At 35.8% G+C, this 16843-nt stretch carries 16 protein-coding genes; 2 read left to right on the forward strand and 14 right to left on the reverse strand.

Features of this window, described 5'->3' with window-relative positions; genetic code table 11:
- The first annotated feature begins 453 nt into the window (after positions 1–453).
- A complete protein-coding gene (locus tag D9782_RS15375; RefSeq protein WP_121605899.1) occupies positions 454–996 on the forward strand; it encodes a site-specific integrase in 543 nt (180 codons plus the stop codon).
- A gap of 56 nt (positions 997–1052) precedes the next feature.
- Here the strand turns inward: D9782_RS15375 and D9782_RS15380 are convergent, their stop codons facing one another.
- The 6 genes from D9782_RS15380 to cysK form a co-directional block, all read right to left on the reverse strand.
- Positions 1053–1919: a pentapeptide repeat-containing protein gene (locus tag D9782_RS15380; RefSeq protein WP_121605130.1), complete on the reverse strand. Its 867-nt coding sequence runs from the start codon at positions 1917–1919 to the stop codon at positions 1053–1055.
- Between the two features lie 92 nt (positions 1920–2011).
- Positions 2012–2200, reverse strand: a complete 189-nt coding sequence (locus tag D9782_RS15385) for a P-loop NTPase family protein (RefSeq protein ID WP_240455743.1) — start codon at positions 2198–2200, stop codon at positions 2012–2014.
- A gap of 105 nt (positions 2201–2305) precedes the next feature.
- The gene (locus D9782_RS15390) at positions 2306–2779 is read right to left on the reverse strand and encodes a GNAT family N-acetyltransferase (RefSeq protein ID WP_034679307.1); all 474 of its coding nucleotides are present in this window, start codon (positions 2777–2779) and stop codon (positions 2306–2308) included.
- A 432-nt stretch (positions 2780–3211) separates the two neighbouring features.
- Positions 3212–4177 (reverse strand): helix-turn-helix transcriptional regulator, encoded by a 966-nt coding sequence (locus tag D9782_RS15395; protein ID WP_026681986.1) that lies wholly within the window; start codon positions 4175–4177, stop codon positions 3212–3214.
- Positions 4178–4205: 28 nt separating this feature from the next.
- Positions 4206–4868, reverse strand: coding sequence for a CPBP family intramembrane glutamic endopeptidase (locus tag D9782_RS15400; RefSeq protein ID WP_121605131.1), 663 nt, complete (start codon positions 4866–4868; stop codon positions 4206–4208).
- A gap of 151 nt (positions 4869–5019) precedes the next feature.
- The gene (gene cysK / locus D9782_RS15405) at positions 5020–5937 is read right to left on the reverse strand and encodes a cysteine synthase A (RefSeq protein WP_026683183.1); all 918 of its coding nucleotides are present in this window, start codon (positions 5935–5937) and stop codon (positions 5020–5022) included.
- 488 nt (positions 5938–6425) lie between these two features.
- Here cysK and D9782_RS15410 point away from each other — a divergent pair, with 488 nt between their 5' ends.
- Positions 6426–6842 (forward strand): VOC family protein, encoded by a 417-nt coding sequence (locus tag D9782_RS15410; protein WP_121605132.1) that lies wholly within the window; start codon positions 6426–6428, stop codon positions 6840–6842.
- Positions 6843–6950: 108 nt separating this feature from the next.
- On the opposite strand, the gene fetB is transcribed toward D9782_RS15410, so the two are convergent.
- The 8 genes from fetB to D9782_RS15450 form a co-directional block, all read right to left on the reverse strand.
- Positions 6951–7745: an ABC transporter permease gene (fetB, locus tag D9782_RS15415; RefSeq protein WP_026683181.1), complete on the reverse strand. Its 795-nt coding sequence runs from the start codon at positions 7743–7745 to the stop codon at positions 6951–6953.
- Positions 7742–8371 carry an ABC transporter ATP-binding protein gene (locus tag D9782_RS15420; protein ID WP_205601736.1) on the reverse strand — a complete coding sequence of 210 codons (630 nt, stop codon included), beginning with the start codon at positions 8369–8371 and terminating at the stop codon, positions 7742–7744. Before D9782_RS15420 ends, fetB begins: the two co-directional genes overlap by 4 nt.
- Before the next feature lie 234 nt (positions 8372–8605).
- Positions 8606–9469 (reverse strand): 5'-3' exonuclease, encoded by an 864-nt coding sequence (locus tag D9782_RS15425; protein WP_121605133.1) that lies wholly within the window; start codon positions 9467–9469, stop codon positions 8606–8608.
- Between the two features lies 1 nt (position 9470).
- Positions 9471–13115 carry a dynamin family protein gene (locus D9782_RS15430; protein ID WP_121605134.1) on the reverse strand — a complete coding sequence of 1215 codons (3645 nt, stop codon included), beginning with the start codon at positions 13113–13115 and terminating at the stop codon, positions 9471–9473.
- A 70-nt stretch (positions 13116–13185) separates the two neighbouring features.
- Positions 13186–13815: a CBS domain-containing protein gene (locus tag D9782_RS15435; protein WP_240455744.1), complete on the reverse strand. Its 630-nt coding sequence runs from the start codon at positions 13813–13815 to the stop codon at positions 13186–13188.
- Entirely contained in the window at positions 13787–14245 is a 459-nt protein-coding gene (locus D9782_RS15440) for a flavin reductase family protein (protein ID WP_026683177.1), read from the reverse strand. The genes D9782_RS15435 and D9782_RS15440 overlap by 29 nt, the downstream gene beginning before the upstream one ends.
- Positions 14246–14542: 297 nt before the next feature.
- The gene (locus tag D9782_RS15445; protein ID WP_121605136.1) at positions 14543–16072 is read right to left on the reverse strand and encodes an acyl-CoA carboxylase subunit beta; all 1530 of its coding nucleotides are present in this window, start codon (positions 16070–16072) and stop codon (positions 14543–14545) included.
- A gap of 17 nt (positions 16073–16089) precedes the next feature.
- Complete coding sequence (locus D9782_RS15450) at positions 16090–16827, reverse strand: enoyl-CoA hydratase (protein WP_051388477.1); 738 nt, start codon at positions 16825–16827, stop codon at positions 16090–16092.
- Positions 16828–16843 lie beyond the last annotated feature (16 nt).

Raw genomic sequence — 16843 nt, forward strand, 5'->3', positions numbered from 1 at the left:
AAATACATGTTTTGTTTCATTATGAAAATCAATGAAAGCTTGTTACAATAGTTAATGAACCTTTTATATAACCTATGTATAAAAATGTAATTATACATATCGAGTGGAAACGTTCTTCAAATATATGGTAATTATTTGAGAGATCTATCTAAAAAAAAGATATAAATAAAGGATTGCATGGAAGCGAATAAAGGGATTGGTCGCAAAGGTATATTTCGCTTCGTCTGAGAGTCCTTCAAATTACTTCTATTTAAGAGGAGGGGAATCACAATGGAGAAAATGAAGTTTGGAGATTATGTTTTTCTTACAAAAGGGGAACATATCTATCTTCTTGAAAAGTATGGCGAATATGAACTAAACCGAAAGATCGAGGATTTAAACAAATCAAAGCTCAGAGATCCAAGACGAATCTCTGAAATTAAATCAGATTTCCATGCTTTAATTAGTAAAGGCATGCAAACGGTTCAACCAATTCGAGATCGATTAAAAATTGAAGCGATGAAGCAAGAGTTAAAGAAGAAATCATATCGTAATTATTTTTTGTTCGTCATGGGTATCAACACAGGGTTACGTATTAGCGATATTTTACCATTACGTGTTTATGATGTTCGCGGAAAAACACACATTGTTTTGAAAGAAACAAAAACTAGGAATCGTAAAAGATTCCTATTACCAGCAGAATTACGGGGAATTATAGCAGATTATATAACAGGTAAGCACGACGAGGAATATCTATTCCCTTCTCATAAAACGGACTTACCTATTAAGCGGATACAAGCTTATAAGATCTTAAGTAGTGCAGCTAACAATATTGGTATCAAGGATTTTGGCACGCACAGTTTAAGGAAGACTTTTGGTTATTGGCATTATACAGTAAATAAAGATGTAGCCTTATTGCAAGATATCTTTAATCATTCATCACCTGACATCACGCTACGGTACATTGGGATAAACCAAGATATTGTTGATAAAAGCTTAGAGCATTTTAGTTTATAAGAAGTATGAATAACCGACTTGTTATGAAAATCGATCGTTAACCGGAATATGTTACCTTAACGATCGATCTCATATTCCCAATGACTTGGTCGATGGAGAAAAGAAGGGATTTTTGTACTTGCATCGCCATTTGCTGCATTTAGTTGAGGTTGAGTGATAAATAAGCTTTCACTTAAATTAGTACCTTGTATATTTGCATCTCTTAAGTCCGCACCTATCAAATCAGATCCTCTTAAATCTGCTTCACGGAGGTCGGCAGCAATAAATAAAGCACCTCGCAAGTTTTCACCTCTTAGATCTGCTTTATAAAAATTAGCCCCTATGAAATCAGCCCTTTGCTTATCCTTTTTTTGTGCTATTCCAAAGTTACGTTGCGCATTGGAACGAATAATTGCACTTGTCTGTTGTAGTAAATCATTAACCTTATCACGATGAGCTTGTATATCTATTGTTAATATTTCATTCGCCTCATAAAATGTAAGTTGTTCCGTTTCTGTAAACATAGTTATTAGATCACTTTTAAATGGTAATGAAGGTTCTATATCGATTGCTTGTGACAAATACCATAGCATTTCCTGAAGCTGTTGCATAATGGGGAATACGGTGAACATTTGCGAAGCTAATACTTCAGAAGAATTCCAATCAATTCCTGAGAAAGTATGTTGTGAAACCTTTTGTCCCGCCCCAAAGCATTCAAAAACAGAACATCCGCGGAACCCTTCGTTTCGTAAGGTCTTATGTATAGCGCAATTAAAATTTGAATGCAAATTGGAACAAGGTGTCCCTGCATTTTTATTCCGTGCAAAGTCTGCTGACTTTGCAAACGGTAATGCTACACAACATAGTCCAAAACAATTTTCACAATCCGATTTTAAATTGTTCTTTATTTTATCTTGATAGGTATTAACATTTATTTTTGACAAATCTTATTCATCTCCTGTTTCTACTCATCTGTTTTCGATAGCGGGAAAGCTGTAGTTGTTAGCTATTTTTGGTTAATAACTGCTTCTTACATTTATTCCAGCTTGACTATGTATTGCAATCGATAGGTGCATAGTGATATACATTTTTTAATCATTGGCTCAAGATCAGAACGTTCACCACCTGGACGCAAACCAATTCCAGGAAGAATTTTTTCTGGAGTCATGTTTATATATGTATCCATTCCGATATTTATCCATAATTCTGGTGATTTACGTTGCATAGCCTGAGCGATGCTTGTCTTCCCTGATCGAGGAGCACCGTTAAGGTTGACAATCTAACCTTTATGAAAGCTTGTCACATGTATACCGCCCTTCCTTTTAAAGGATTATATATCAACTCGTTTAGCCATATGGTGACCTGTCATATGATAGCCCATTTTCTTATAAAGAGAAATGGCGCGATGATTATGAGCAAAAACATGTAATCCGATTTGTTTAATGTTATACGAAATTGCATAAGCGTCTAGTGCCTCCATGGTAGCTTTACCTAGTCCTCTTCCTTGTTGATTATCATCCAAATGTATGTCATAAATAAAGGCTTGTTTCTCCTGCCCGTTTGTTCGAATATGAATCCATAAGATGCCGACATTTTGTTCATTATGCACGATAGAAAATAGTTTCTGATTATTTGTTTCTAAACCTGCTGGTAATAGATCTGTAAACTGATTTTCCGCTTTTTGTAAAGCATCTTCCTCTTTCCAATTTCCTGCTTGAACATGTTGATTGGCATATTCTTTCACTGAATTTTTATAGTAATGATCGAATGTTTCTTGATTCATTGGTGTTAACTGCACTTTCATGATGCTTGCCCCCTTTTCTTTATTTTGTTGTCCCGATGCGTTAATCCCCGGATAAGCAGTACACCTGTGACTATACGTAGAGCTACATTTTTAGCTTGAATGAAAAACATATAAGCTAAAAGGGAACGCTCGAACCAAGCCAATAAATAGGTTGTATAAAGACGAGTAGAGTTAATAAAATACTTGAAGGTAAATGATATGTATTTCTTTTTTTAATAATTTTCCAAAGTTAGTAACAATAGCAATACTATCATTCCAAAAGTGATATAAAGCGATAATGCAGGTTGTTGAAAAACACATATCTCTCCTCCACATTATTATTTCGTTATACTCTCTCTGTTCTCCTGCTAGATTTAGTTATTTTCAATCAGAGTAAGATTCCGTTTTTTTCTGATATGGAGCACGTGAAATAAATTGCGTTTATTGAACCGATTATTTGCTTTTGGAAAGGGAAATAATTGCTTTTGCTTGGTGAATAATTTGATCACTGAGATCTACTGGCTCCACTACTTTTATTTTATCTGCAAAACTCAAAATATAGCCAACCGCTTCATCCTTTGTATCAAATGTAAGCTTTACTCGTATCCAGCCTCCTTTTTTATTGCTTTTCGTTTCGATTTTCTTCATAAACCGATTGGTGAATGCTAGTCTAGGTAGAATGGACGGATCTACATCAACACAAACCTCATATGTAGGAAGTGTATCCATAAAAGCTTTTGTCGATGTTTCCCAATAGCTAGCGAGATGAAAGTCTTTTGGTCTACTAAATTGCACATCTAAGATTTCAGCAGAAGTTATTCGAGACACACGATAGTTACGAAACGCATCCTCATTTTTCAAGGCAACTAAGTACCATTTGCTCCCCTTTGCTACTAGTCCGAGCGGGTTGACTAGTTGATGACCAGAGGATCCATCCAGACGTTCATAACCTAATAATAATTGATTGCAATTCCATATCGCCTGTTTCAGCACATCAAAGTATGCATTTTTTTCTTGTCGGTTTCTCCACCCACTTGTATCAATATGAATACAATTCCAGATTTCTTCTGCATTTTTATGATAAATAGACGGAATGGAGGCAATAAGTTTACTTCTTGCATTTTTAGAAGTCTTTGATAATCCTAAATCCTCTAGTAGATGTGGGGATGTTGAAATAAATAAAGCGCGCATTTCTTCTTCTGTTAAACCTGTCAATGTAGTACGATAATTTTCCAATAACGACCATCCGCCATTTTGTCCTCGTTCAGCTACTACTGGTATACCTGAACTGCTAAGTGCCTCCATATCTCGATAGATGGTTCGCTCAGATACTTCAAGTCTTTCCGCCAATTCCTTTGCAGTAATCTGCCCATATGCTTGTAGTTGTATAAGAATGGATAATAGTCGATCGCCTCGCATCATAATCCCCTTTTTACTTCAATGTATATCAGAAAAATAAAGTCATTCCTATGATAATGATCATAATATCAGCACAAATGTGAATAATCCATGAAAACCATATGGTTTTATTTTTTTCATTTACTTTATGAAAAATGATCGCAATCAACCAAAGACCAATGAAGCATGCTGCAATTAAGAACTTGTTGAACCATAAAGCAATCATGGGAATGTGGTAGGATGCGAATAATAACGGGCTAATAATGTAACCGAGCTTTCGTGGAAGCTGAAAGAAAATAAACCCACGAAAAAAATATTCTTCTAATAATGAATTAATCAATGTAACGTAAATACCAACAAAAATAAACCCAGTTGCTGTGATACCTAATCGATTTGTTAAATCATGCTTTATTTCACGTATATCGAAGAATGGCTGTAGCATTAAATAAGCAAATAATACAATTCCTGCAGATAGTGTCCCTAATAAAAGTAAATGAAGCCAGTCCCGGCGACTTAGTTTCTTCATACTTAGAACGTCAGTAAAACGGAACCCTTGGAATAATTTACTATAGAGCCATATATTCAAGAAAAATAAGCTGATCTTACTAATTGTTTTTATAGTATAATTTATGGTTAAACCATGTTCGATAAAAGCGAGCGTTGCACATGTTACGAATGTACTGCTTATTAAAAAAATAATCTTCTTTGACACAAGTTCCCCCCATTAATGTATTTCGTGTTATTCTGGGATAAGTATTTATGTCAATAGATACGCAAGCAAAAATCCCAGTTCTCCTGATTTTATATTATCATATTAAAAACCAATCATCATAAACTGATGATTGGTTTTTATAAATATTTAATTAGTTAAAAAGGTTCATGCTCAAATATCGCTCACCTGAATCAGGTGCTATACAGACTACTTTCTTATTCTCTCCAAGCTTTTTAGCAACTTGGATTGCTGCATGTACGGCTGCAGCACCGGATAAACCAATAAATATTCCTTCTTGTTGAGCAATTTGCTTAAACATCGAAACGGCATCGTCATCGGCGATTTGTAAGATTTCATCATAGATATCTGTATTCAAGATATCTGGAATAAACCCAGGGCTTGTTCCGACTAATTTATGCTTACCTGGTTTCCCACCTGAAAGTACTGGTGAGCCTTTAGGTTCCACAACGGCAATGTGCAGATTAGAAATTTTTTCTTTTAATGCTTCCCCTGTTCCTGTTACCGTTCCCCCGGTTCCTGCTGTGCATACAAATGCATCTAATTCATCATTCATTTGTTCTAATACTTCGATTGCCGTAGTTGTTCGATGAATATCTGGATTAGCCTCGTTTTCAAATTGTTGAGGAATATAGCTCCCTGGATTTTCCTTTTGCAATTCTAATGCTTTTTTTATTGCACCAGGCATTTTTTCTTCACTTGGAGTCAAGACTACTTCTGCACCATAGGCACGTAAAATGTTTCTTCTTTCCTCGGTACTATTATCTGGCATTACAATGATCGCTTTATATCCTTTAGCGGCAGCATTCATAGCTAAACCAATTCCAGTGTTTCCGCTGGTTGGTTCAATTATTGTATCTCCTGGTTGAATCAATCCTTTTTCTTCGGCGATTTTTATCATATTATAGGCAGCACGATCCTTCACACTTCTACTTGGATTATATTGTTCCAATTTCACATACACATCTGCTGCACCTTTTGGTACGACCTTATTTAATTTCACCATAGGGGTATTACCTATAAGTTCACTAACGTTGTTAACGACTCGCATGTTATTAAAACCACCTTTGTATACATATACGTTTATTTGACGAAGTCTTTCTACTTCATTATGCGTAAGGCTAATAAAAGTTTTCTACAATAGGGTATTCCATTATATTATAATGGGATTGTAACCATTTTTCCAACTTTGCCTATCGGATAACCTGAATAAAAGATAACCTTATATCTTTTATATTTATTATGCACGTCGTTTATATTATTTTGAGTTATGGATAAAAGATCATGCCAATACATAAAGGTATGAACTTTGTAGCTTGGATATTTATCCTTGTTTATCTGTTTCTTATAAGGTGGTTACTCTCTACTATCTATTTATTATAATTGCGGATAACCTGTTAAATCGACTTCCCTTAAACGAAGCTGCATAATGAAAATAAGGTTCTAATTTCATTTCTTGTATTAATATAGCAAACGAAAAGAAATTAAAGCATCACTTTTATATTACAATGAAAGAATAAAAATAAAGGAGTTGCTTATATGACAGTGAAACTTAGCCCTTATCTAAATATGGAAGGTAATGTAAAGGATGCAATACAGTTTTATGAGCAAGCAATCGATGCTAAGGTCTTGAGCATTATTACTTATGGAGATATGCCGGACATACCCAATACATTTACAGATGATCAAAAGGATCTGGTGGCACACGCAAATTTACAAGTAGGTGAGACGGAGCTTATGTTTTCAGATGTGCCTGATGGTTCCACTGTTGAAAAGGGCAAACAAGTAACAATTTGTATGACAACGAATGATGTGGCAAAATCAAAACGATTTTTTGAAAATCTACAGCAAGATGGTATAGTCAATATGCCTTTTGCAGCGCAACCTTTTAGCCCAGGCTTTGGTGATGTAACCGACAAATTTGGTGTGACCTTTCAAATTAATACTGAATTATAAACAAAAATAAAAGCTGGAGTTGTAAGCATAAATGCAGGCTCCGGCTTTTATTAATTTCTTTATTCAAAAATTGCTAAATGAAACTTGACTCATATAATGCTATATTATTTATTCATTAAATGGTTTTAGCTGTGCACGGTGATTAAAAAATGTCTTATAGGCTAAATGTAAAAAGATTACAACCGTAATAGAAACGGTACCCGCCACGCCCAGCATAATCGCAATCTGGTATTTTACTGCACTAACCGGAGATGCACCAGCAATAATTTGTCCAGTCATCATTCCAGGTAAAAAAACGATTCCCATACCTACCATCGAGTTAATGGTTGGAAGCATTGCTGAATCGAATGCTTGATTAATAATGGAATCTGAAGCATCCTTTGGTGTAGCTCCTAACATTAAAGCACCTTCTACCTTCTCTCTTTGCTCTTTAATTCCGATAAGTAACTGATTGACACCTAATGTTATTCCTGTCATTGCGTTACCGATAATCATCCCACCAATTGGAATAAAGAATTGTGGATCATACCAAGGATCTAATTGTAATACGACAAATAAGAAGTAAATTAAGCTAATTACGATACCTAAAAACATCGCTAATCCTATTGTTTTCTTTATAGAAAGGCTAATGGTTACACTCGCACGTTTGTATACATTATAAATAGCAAATCCAAGCATGAATAAGACGATAATCAATGTTATGATCGGATGAGGCTGTTCAAAAACAACCATTAGTAAATATCCAACTAAAATTAATTGTACTGTCATGCGTAATGTTGAGATAATAATTATCTTCTCTCGAGGAATTCGTTTAACTCGCACAATAACCCATAATATAACAATAAATACATAGGCAAATAATAACTGCCACAGTGTTAAATCCATTGCACTGGACTCATTCATTTGGACACGCCTCCTGCAACGACAGACTTACTAAATCGATTCATATCAATCATTGTATCCGCTAGCTCTTGAGCAAGTGCTAAATCATGGGTTATCATGATTAAGGTTTTATTTGTGGTTTTAATGAAGTCAACAAAAGCGTGTATGACCTTGGAGGCTGTTGTGTGATCCAGCGCTGATGATGGCTCGTCCAATAAAAAAACTTCAGCATCTAATAGCATTGCTCGCGCTAAAGCAAGTCGCTGTTTTTCTCCCCCCGATAATTCACCTGCTTGTGCTGCCAATGTTTTATGTAAATCCAGCTGATGTAAGCACCTGTCTAATTCTTCATCAGTAGAAACACGTTGCCCGGATAACTTTTGACCGATTTGCAAATTATCTCGAACTGTTCCATCAAAGATAACAGGCGTTTGCGGTACCATTGTAATATATCGACGTAATTGTACGGGATCCATTTCTGAAAGGTTCTTCCCTTTAAAGTAAATATTACCTTCGTTTGGAGAAATTAAATGATTTACTAATCGAAGAAACGTTGATTTTCCACTACCACTTTTTCCTATAATACAGGTTACTTTATTTGCTTCAATGCTTAAATGATCTATTTCGATAATTCCATTTACTTTCACGTTTTCTATATGAAACAAGAGATGATTCCATCCTTTCCTTATATTACTCTTAGTATTTCAAATATAATCCGAATTATTTCTTTACATAAACGCTATTATAACTAAAATGGAATAAAAATAACCCACGTATTCGTGAGTTATCCTTAAGTAAACGTAACTGTAATAGTGCTTTAATGAAAAAGTTACTAGCCAGATTTCACATAAATACCGAAATGTCAATGATGCCAACGTGTCTTACACTAACTTTTCCAGATTTTTAAATTCTAATGACTGAAATTTAGTTGTAATTTTCTTTTTATCGTAATTCCATAAAGCGTCATCAAGTCCACAGCTAATCGGTACATCGCATTTGATTTCAGCAAGCTTCCTTGACAAATGGAGCATGTCCAGGTTTGCATTAATCTTCGTTTGTACCCCCTTTGGAAGCTTATCCATATTTGCTAATATATCATCGATTGAACCATGTTCTTGAATTAATTTTAATGCCGTTTTTTCACCAATCCCTTTAACTCCAGGGTAATTATCAGAAGCATCCCCCATCAATCCTTTTAGATCAATTATTTGCTTAGGTGAAATGCCTTTTTTAGCTATGAAATTACCATGATCAAAGATCTCGTAATTTCCTAGTCCTTTTTTCATGATAGCAACACGGATACCATGATCTACCAGCTGTAGAATATCTTGGTCTCCTGTCAAAATGGTTACCTCATCCTCTATGGCATATGCGCGTGCTAGCGTACCAATACAATCATCAGCCTCAAAATTCTCCATTCCTATATTAGGCATATCGAAACTATCTACAACTTCCTTTACTAAATCAAATTGTGGAATCAGTTCTACGGGTGGTTCATCACGATTCGCTTTATAGCCTTCATACATTTCTGTGCGAAACGTTTTACTTCCCATATCCCAGCAGCAAATGACATGAGTTGGTTCAAAGGTATTAACTGCATCTAGGAAATAGCGTAAAAATTGATATACTCCATTTGTCGGAATTCCTTTACTCGTTTTCATATAGTTTCCTCTAAATGCTGTGGCAAAGAAGCCGCGAAATAATAGGGCCATACCATCAACAAGTAGAATCTTTTGTTTTACCATGTCATCCTTCCCTCGTTTCAAAAAGCTCTAGTATTGATGCTAGTTTTTGTTTCGTATTCTTAAGCTCCGCTAGTGATATGTTAGAAGTCATCATTTCTAGCGAACTATTCATATAATTATCCCACTGAAGGAAAAGCTGTTTTTTCATCAAATCAATAATCTCAGCCCATTGCTCAGAATAGGATGAAACCATAACTTGTTTACTTGCTTCAAGATATTGTTTTATAAACGGTTTAAAGACACGATAAATCTCATCTTTCATCAATTCTTTTTCATTTTTCTCGAAGAAGGACTTCGTATTTTTAAATGTCGCCAATGCACGCTCGAATTCTTGCACATCGATATCTGAAAACGCCTCTAAATAGGTTGGTGTAACTAGTTCCTTTATTTCTATATTCGGAAGAATAAAGCTGTCATCGATCCCTTTACCCGTTTTACGAATTGTTGCAAAAACTTCCTTCGCTAATTTTTCGACAAGTGATTCGATTCGTAATGAAACTGCTTGTAATTCACGAATAAGTTCCTGCCCACAATAGGTTATTAGATTTTGTAGGCTGTCCCATAATTGCATTTTAGCATACTTGCCTGTTTCTGTAATCGTTGTCGGATTAAACATTTCTTTAAACATGTCGTGAAATCGAATTCCGATACGTTCGAGCACATAATAGAGCTGTTTTTCTATTTTTTGATTGATTTTATTGGTATCTGGGTTTATATTTATATGTTTCATTTCATGCTGTAATCGGTCTTTCTTTGCAAGCATAGACTGTTTCCATGCTGCCTTTTCACTTTGGTCCAGCTTCTGTGATTCTATATAGTGATTTAATTGCTGGTATGCTCGCTTCATATCCCATAGTGCTGATGCTACTGTTAAATGTGTCAAGTCATCATGAATAAAATGATAGAAAGCCGCTTCAAAATGATTCATTTTCTCATTTAGTTGGATATGCGCTTGCTTTTCTTGAAGTGATTGACGACTAGATACTGGATATAGTCTAGGGAATCGTATTCCGAGCTTAAGTAATTGCTCTTTAACGTAAGAACAAACGACTTGGAGCTCTTGTTCATCCTTTGCTAGATCAGCTGCATTTACAATAAAAAACATTTTGTCAAGCTGAAATACCTCTTTTACTCTGCCGAGCTGCATCAGAAAATCCTTATCGGCACGGTTTAAAGCATGGTTATAATAGGTAACATAAAGAATCGCATCTGCATGCTTAATATAATCAAATGCTACATTAGTATGACGTGCATTGACAGAATCAGCACCAGGAGTATCCACTAGACTAATGCCCTGTCTCGTTAGTTCACAATCATAATAAAGATCAATGGATTCTAGATAACATGCCTTCGATTCATCGGTCACGTAAATCGGAAATTCGTCTATAGATAAAGTAAGCTTTTCTCCAATCGTTGATTGTATGTCGTTAAAGCCTGTTAGCATTGCCTTTAAATAGGATTGATACGTATTGCTTAAAAGTTCGTTATTAAACAGTTCTTCTGCTCTTATCCACTCAAGAAGTTCTTCCAGCTTGGTAGCTTTAGGTGAAAACTTTTTCGTGATAGAATGGATATCTTTAATTAATGACGCTTCATCCTTCACCTTCACTAATACTGTACCATGCTTATACGTATCCGTCACTGGATTAATTCGATTTACTGTTGCAGTTGTAGGATTTGGAGATACGGGTAGTACTTGTTCACCTATCAGGGCATTTGCAAAGGAAGATTTACCAGCACTAAATGCTCCAAATAAAGCAATTGTATAAGATCTATGTTGTAAACGCTGCTTTTTTTGCTGCAAGTCATTAACTAGGGAATCAAAGCCTGGTAATCCTTGAATTGCTGCCGATGATTGGGATAATGCCTGAATCATTGTATCCATAGAATCCATGGATTTATTCATTCCAGTATTTTCATTATCTGCCTTTTCTTCTTCTCTCTCAGGTTTTTGTTCACAAATTTCCAATAACGGCTTTTTCCCTCGCTTTATTCGTTGCTCTTTCATCAGAAGCCTATCTTCAATCTCTTTAACAGCACATTCCGATTTATGATCTGCTTTCAATAAATGATGGACTGCCATTTTTTTCTTTTCAAGATCTTCTTCGATTATTACATAGTTTGCCACTATGCTTTGGGTTTCTTTCAGTTCATTTAGTTGCTTATTACAAGCATTAATTGTCTCCGTATTATGCTGATGGAGATGTGTCTCCATTGTATTCCATAATTGATTTGCTTGTTGCTTGTATTTTCGCTTTATTTCTCCTGAAAGATCATTGGTATAATTAATGACATAATCTCCGTTTATTGTAGCTCCTTGTTTAATAAGATTAACGAGATCCTTATAAGTTAGAGAAATGGAGAAATGTTGCAATTGTTCCTGTAAATCCGTATCTTCGATCTGGTAACGCTGTAATAACTCGCTCCACTTGTCACGTAATTTCCACTGCAATGACGCACTTTCGACTTTTTCTAAATTGGACAGAAAATCTGTTGCTCGCTGTTGTCGTGCTTCTTCGGTTTTTTTCTTTGAGCCAATAAGGCCAATTTTAAAATGGCTTTGTTGTGATTCCAAAAATAATTTAGCAGAATCACGTAGATTCGCTGGCATGAGATATGCATTCTTCAGTGTTTGATGTAATTCATCAAAAAAATCACGTTTTACATGTTCAATATTTTGTTGGAGATTCGTAATTTTCTGCTCTATCTGTTTTATTTTTTTAACTTCTTGTTGATGCTCAGGTGGCACGCGGTACGGTGCTAGTTTTTCTTCATATTGCAATTCAAGTAACGTCTCATGTTCTTTGACGAGTACGTGAGCAGCATGATTATGCTGCAGTAATTCACCTTTCTTTATAGTCAATAAAGAATGGAGTGTATGCTTTATATCCTCAAACTGATTATTTTGTGCAGTTGATTCTACGAGAGAGGAATAGAATATAGCGATTGGTTGAATGTCCCATAAATCAAACGTTTGTTTAATGCTTGTTTCAAATGACTGAAATGATAATTCGTTTTCATCATGTTTATCTATTTGATTAATGATGACATAGAACGGTATAGATTTCTCATGTAATCCTGCTAAAAATTGAAGATTCACTTCAGATTGTACATGGTTATAATCCATCACATAAAATAGGACATCAATTAAATGAAGCGATGATTCTGTCATTAGTCTATCTGCATCATCTGCCGCGTCGATACCTGGCGTGTCAATTAAGGCGGTTCCGTTCGGCAAAAGCTGCTCAGATGTACTTATTTCAATTTTTTTAATCTTATCTTTATCCATGGAATATTGCTTGATTAATTCCATGTCAAAGGGCTCTTGATACTCCTCTGGTGCATCATGATGAAAATGTAGCCGTACTGTCCCATTACCGGATTCTATTTTTACAATATTTGCACTTGTTGGTATGGGGCTTTTGGGTAAAATATCCTGTTTTAATAACGCATTTATCATCGATGATTTTCCAGCAGAAAAGTGACCAGCAAAGCAGATCATTAATTCTTGTTTTTTGAATTTATCGTAGAGCTCTAAAATTTTCTCGGCATGGTGTACATCTTTATGTTCAATCATTTTTTGATATATAGCTGCTAGCTGATACAAACTACGTTGTGTCGCATCTATTGTCTTCAAACTACTCATTTCCTTTCACGCTTCCCTTATCCATATACTAGCGTCTATTATACGAGATAAGCATCTATATTTCTACTTCCTATAAGGAATTATCCTTTGTTTTCTCAACTAATCGTGACGCTATATATCGTATGACATCTCCCCGGCTAATGACTCCTATGACAATCTGTTCGTCTGTTACAACGGGAATTTTCTTAAATGCATGCGCAGAAAATATTTTAACAGCTTCTTCCAAGTCTGATTCAGGTTGTACCGTAATAATTTGTTTTTTACGCATAAGTTCGGTAACAGGTTTTGATAATGCAGCATCAATATTTTGCTGGAGGTTTTGAATCTTGTCAATCATTACGTGGGCATATAAATCATATACTGTCCTCCCTCTTGGCTGCAGATATCGTATGACATCCCCGTCAGTAATCATACCTAAAAGCTTGCCAGCTGTATCTATTACAGGTGCACCACCTATTTTATTAACAGTCAATAGCTGTAATAATTCTTTCATAGTGGTATCTGGTGTAACATAGATCACATCTTTTATCATAAAGTCTTTTACCTGCATCGTAAGTACCTCCATTAAGTCGATAATCTCTTTACTGTTATTAACTTTTACAGAATAATTATACTTATTAAAAATAGCTACCCACTGTCGAGTCAGTAAGTAACTATTTTTAATAAGTATGTTAATATAGCTGGCGATAGTTACCACCATAAAAAATGACCGGTTCCCCCTCATTAGACTTTATTTCTGTTACCTCAGCTATAAAGATTAAGTGATCTCCAGCCTTAGCCGTTTCCTTTACATGACAAGCCATCGTTGCTAATGACCCTTCTATGACTGGAACATCTCCCTGCTGTATAAATGGTACTTCTCTGTCTTTTGCTTTTTGTCTGGCAAATATTTTTGATAAATCCTTTTGCTCATCAGTTAAAATACTAATTCCAAATTGCATCGTTTCCTGAAGCTTTTTATACATACTAGCTTTTTCATCAATCGAAACAGCTATTAATTTAGGATCTAAAGATACAGACATAAAAGCATTTACTGTCATGCCTACTATTTCTTCATGATAATTGGTGGATATAATTGTTATACCTGTTGCAAATTGCCCCATTACATCTCGAAAAAGTCGCTCATCCACTATACGTCCTCCCCCTTTTCTCGATTTCAGTTCCTTTTAGAATATCATCTAAACGGATAAAATTGAAAAAAGACGCTTTAAGTTTACATAATAATATTATCATAAACTCATTTCCATGATTATGTTAGTATATGCTTGAGGTAAGTCATTTGACACAGATATTCGAAAACTAAGATTAGAAGTTTTGTTGGTTAACAAAAGCATGCTTGTTTCTCATGTTCCAAGAGATATAGCGAAAACATTCAAGCAATCTATAAAAATGACAGAGAGCATCAGTCTCTCTGTCTTGATAATCTATTATACTGGGTATACACCGTGTTTTCTCTCGGTAAACGTAACGTTCTTCGAATCATAGATAGAATAACGTTTAATCAATTCTTCTCTTAATTGCTCTGGTTCAATAACCGCATCAATTACCATCTCTGAAGCAAGTCGATATATATCAATATTTTCCTTATATTCTTCTTGTTTTTCTTTGATAAATGGAGGTCGTTCCGCTTCTGGTAGCTCTTGGATTTTATTTGCATAAACCGCATTAACTGCTGCTTCTGGACCCATAACAGCTATTTGCGCGGTAGGTAGTGCTAAACAACAGTCTGGTTCAAATCCAGGCCCAGCCATTGCATATAAACCCGCTCCATATGCTTTTCGAACAATAACGGAGATTTTCGGGACGGTTGCTTCACTCATTGCTGCGAGCATCTTTGCTCCATGTCGTATAATTCCTGCTCGTTCTACTTTTGTTCCAATCATAAATCCAGGTACATCAACTAAGAATAATAATGGTATATTAAAAGCATCACAAAGCTGCATAAACTTAGCCGCCTTGTCCGCAGAATCAGGAAAGAGCACGCCACCTTTCATTCGTGGCTGATTCGCGATAATGCCAATCGATTTTCCTTGCATTCTAGCAAGACCAGTAATTATTTCTGGAGCAAACTTTTTCTTGATTTCACAGAAGCTATCCTCATCAATAATGTGCGTTATTAAATCATGCATATTGAAAGGAGCATTCTGATTTTCTGGAATCAAATCTGTAATACGCTTCTCTAACTTTTTGCTGTCTTTGGGAGTTTTGACATTTGGCTTTTTTCTAAAATTAGCAGGAAAATAATTCAAGTATTTTTGTGTGTATTCGATTGCCTCTTGCTCGCTTTTAACTAATACATCACCAACGCCAGAAACAGAGCAATGCATGTTTGCTCCACCCATTTCTTCAAGGGTTACCTTTTCTCCAATGACTTTTTCTGCCATTCGTGGCGACCCTAGGTACATGGAAGCATTCCCATCAACCATAATGACAATATCACAGAATGCGGGGATATACGCTCCTCCTGCAGCAGATGGTCCAAATAATAAACAGACCTGTGGTACACGGCCAGATAACTTTATTTGATTATGAAAAATCCTTCCAGCTCCTCTTCTGCCTGGAAACATTTCTACTTGATCTGTTATTCTCGCACCAGCAGAGTCAACTAGATAAATCATCGGAACCTCTAATTTTTCTGCCGTTTCTTGAATACGTAGTATTTTCTCAACCGTTCGCTTCCCCCATGAACCAGCTTTAACTGTAGAATCATTTGCCATCACACATACCGATTGACCATTAATCTTACCGATACCAGTAACAACGCCATCTGAAGGAAGTGATCCATCCATACAATTGGCGAAAAAAGCATCCTCGATGTCTATATCTTGATCAAATAATCGCTTTAGTCTTTCCCTAACAAACAATTTGCCATGTTGTTCATTTTTTTGATGATATTTTGCTTGACCACCTTTTTCAATTTTATTAACTCTTTCTTGAAACTCTTCCAAATACGACATTTTGTAGCCTCCTGGTTTTAGTTTCCTTTGTAATTTGGAGTTCGTTTTTCACGAAATGCTTGTAAACCTTCTAATCTATCATGCGTGGGTATGGTTTGCTGATAAGCAAGGTTTTCCAGCATTAATCCTGTTGTAATATCCGTTTGTACACCCTTATTGATCGCTGTTTTGGCTTGTTTTAGAGCAATTGGTCCGTTTTTAGAGATGGCCCTTGCCAGTTGAAGTGCAGAATTCATAAGTTCGCTTGATTTTACTACCTCTTCAACTAGTCCTATTGCTAATGCTTCGTTCGCGTTTATACGCTGAGCACTGTAGATTAATCGTTTTGCTTGTCCGATACCAATTAATCGAGGCAGTCGCTGTGTTCCGCCTGCCCCCGGGATAATCGCCAACGATGTTTCTGTGAGTCCCATATTTACATGGTTAGCGGCAATTCGAATATCCGATGCTAATGCCAGTTCTAAACCACCACCAAAGGCAACGCCATTAATCGCGGAAATAACAGGCATGGACATATTCTCAACCATTGTGACTGTTTTTCCTATATATTCCACAGCATGAATGACTTCCTGATTAGACATTCCTGATCTTTCCTTCAGATCTGCACCTGCACAGAAGGCTTTTTGACCAGCTCCGGTAATTACTGTACAAGTGACTGTTGGATCTTGTTCTATGGTATGGACGGTGGCTTGCAGTTCTTGCAATAACTTTTTCGACATTGCATTCGCTGCTTCTGGTCGATTTAGAGTCACCATAGCTACTCCGTTATTG

It is taken from the genome of Virgibacillus sp. Bac332 (assembly GCF_003667785.1).
In the GTDB taxonomy this organism is placed as follows: Bacteria; Bacillota; Bacilli; order Bacillales; family Amphibacillaceae; genus Virgibacillus; species Virgibacillus salarius.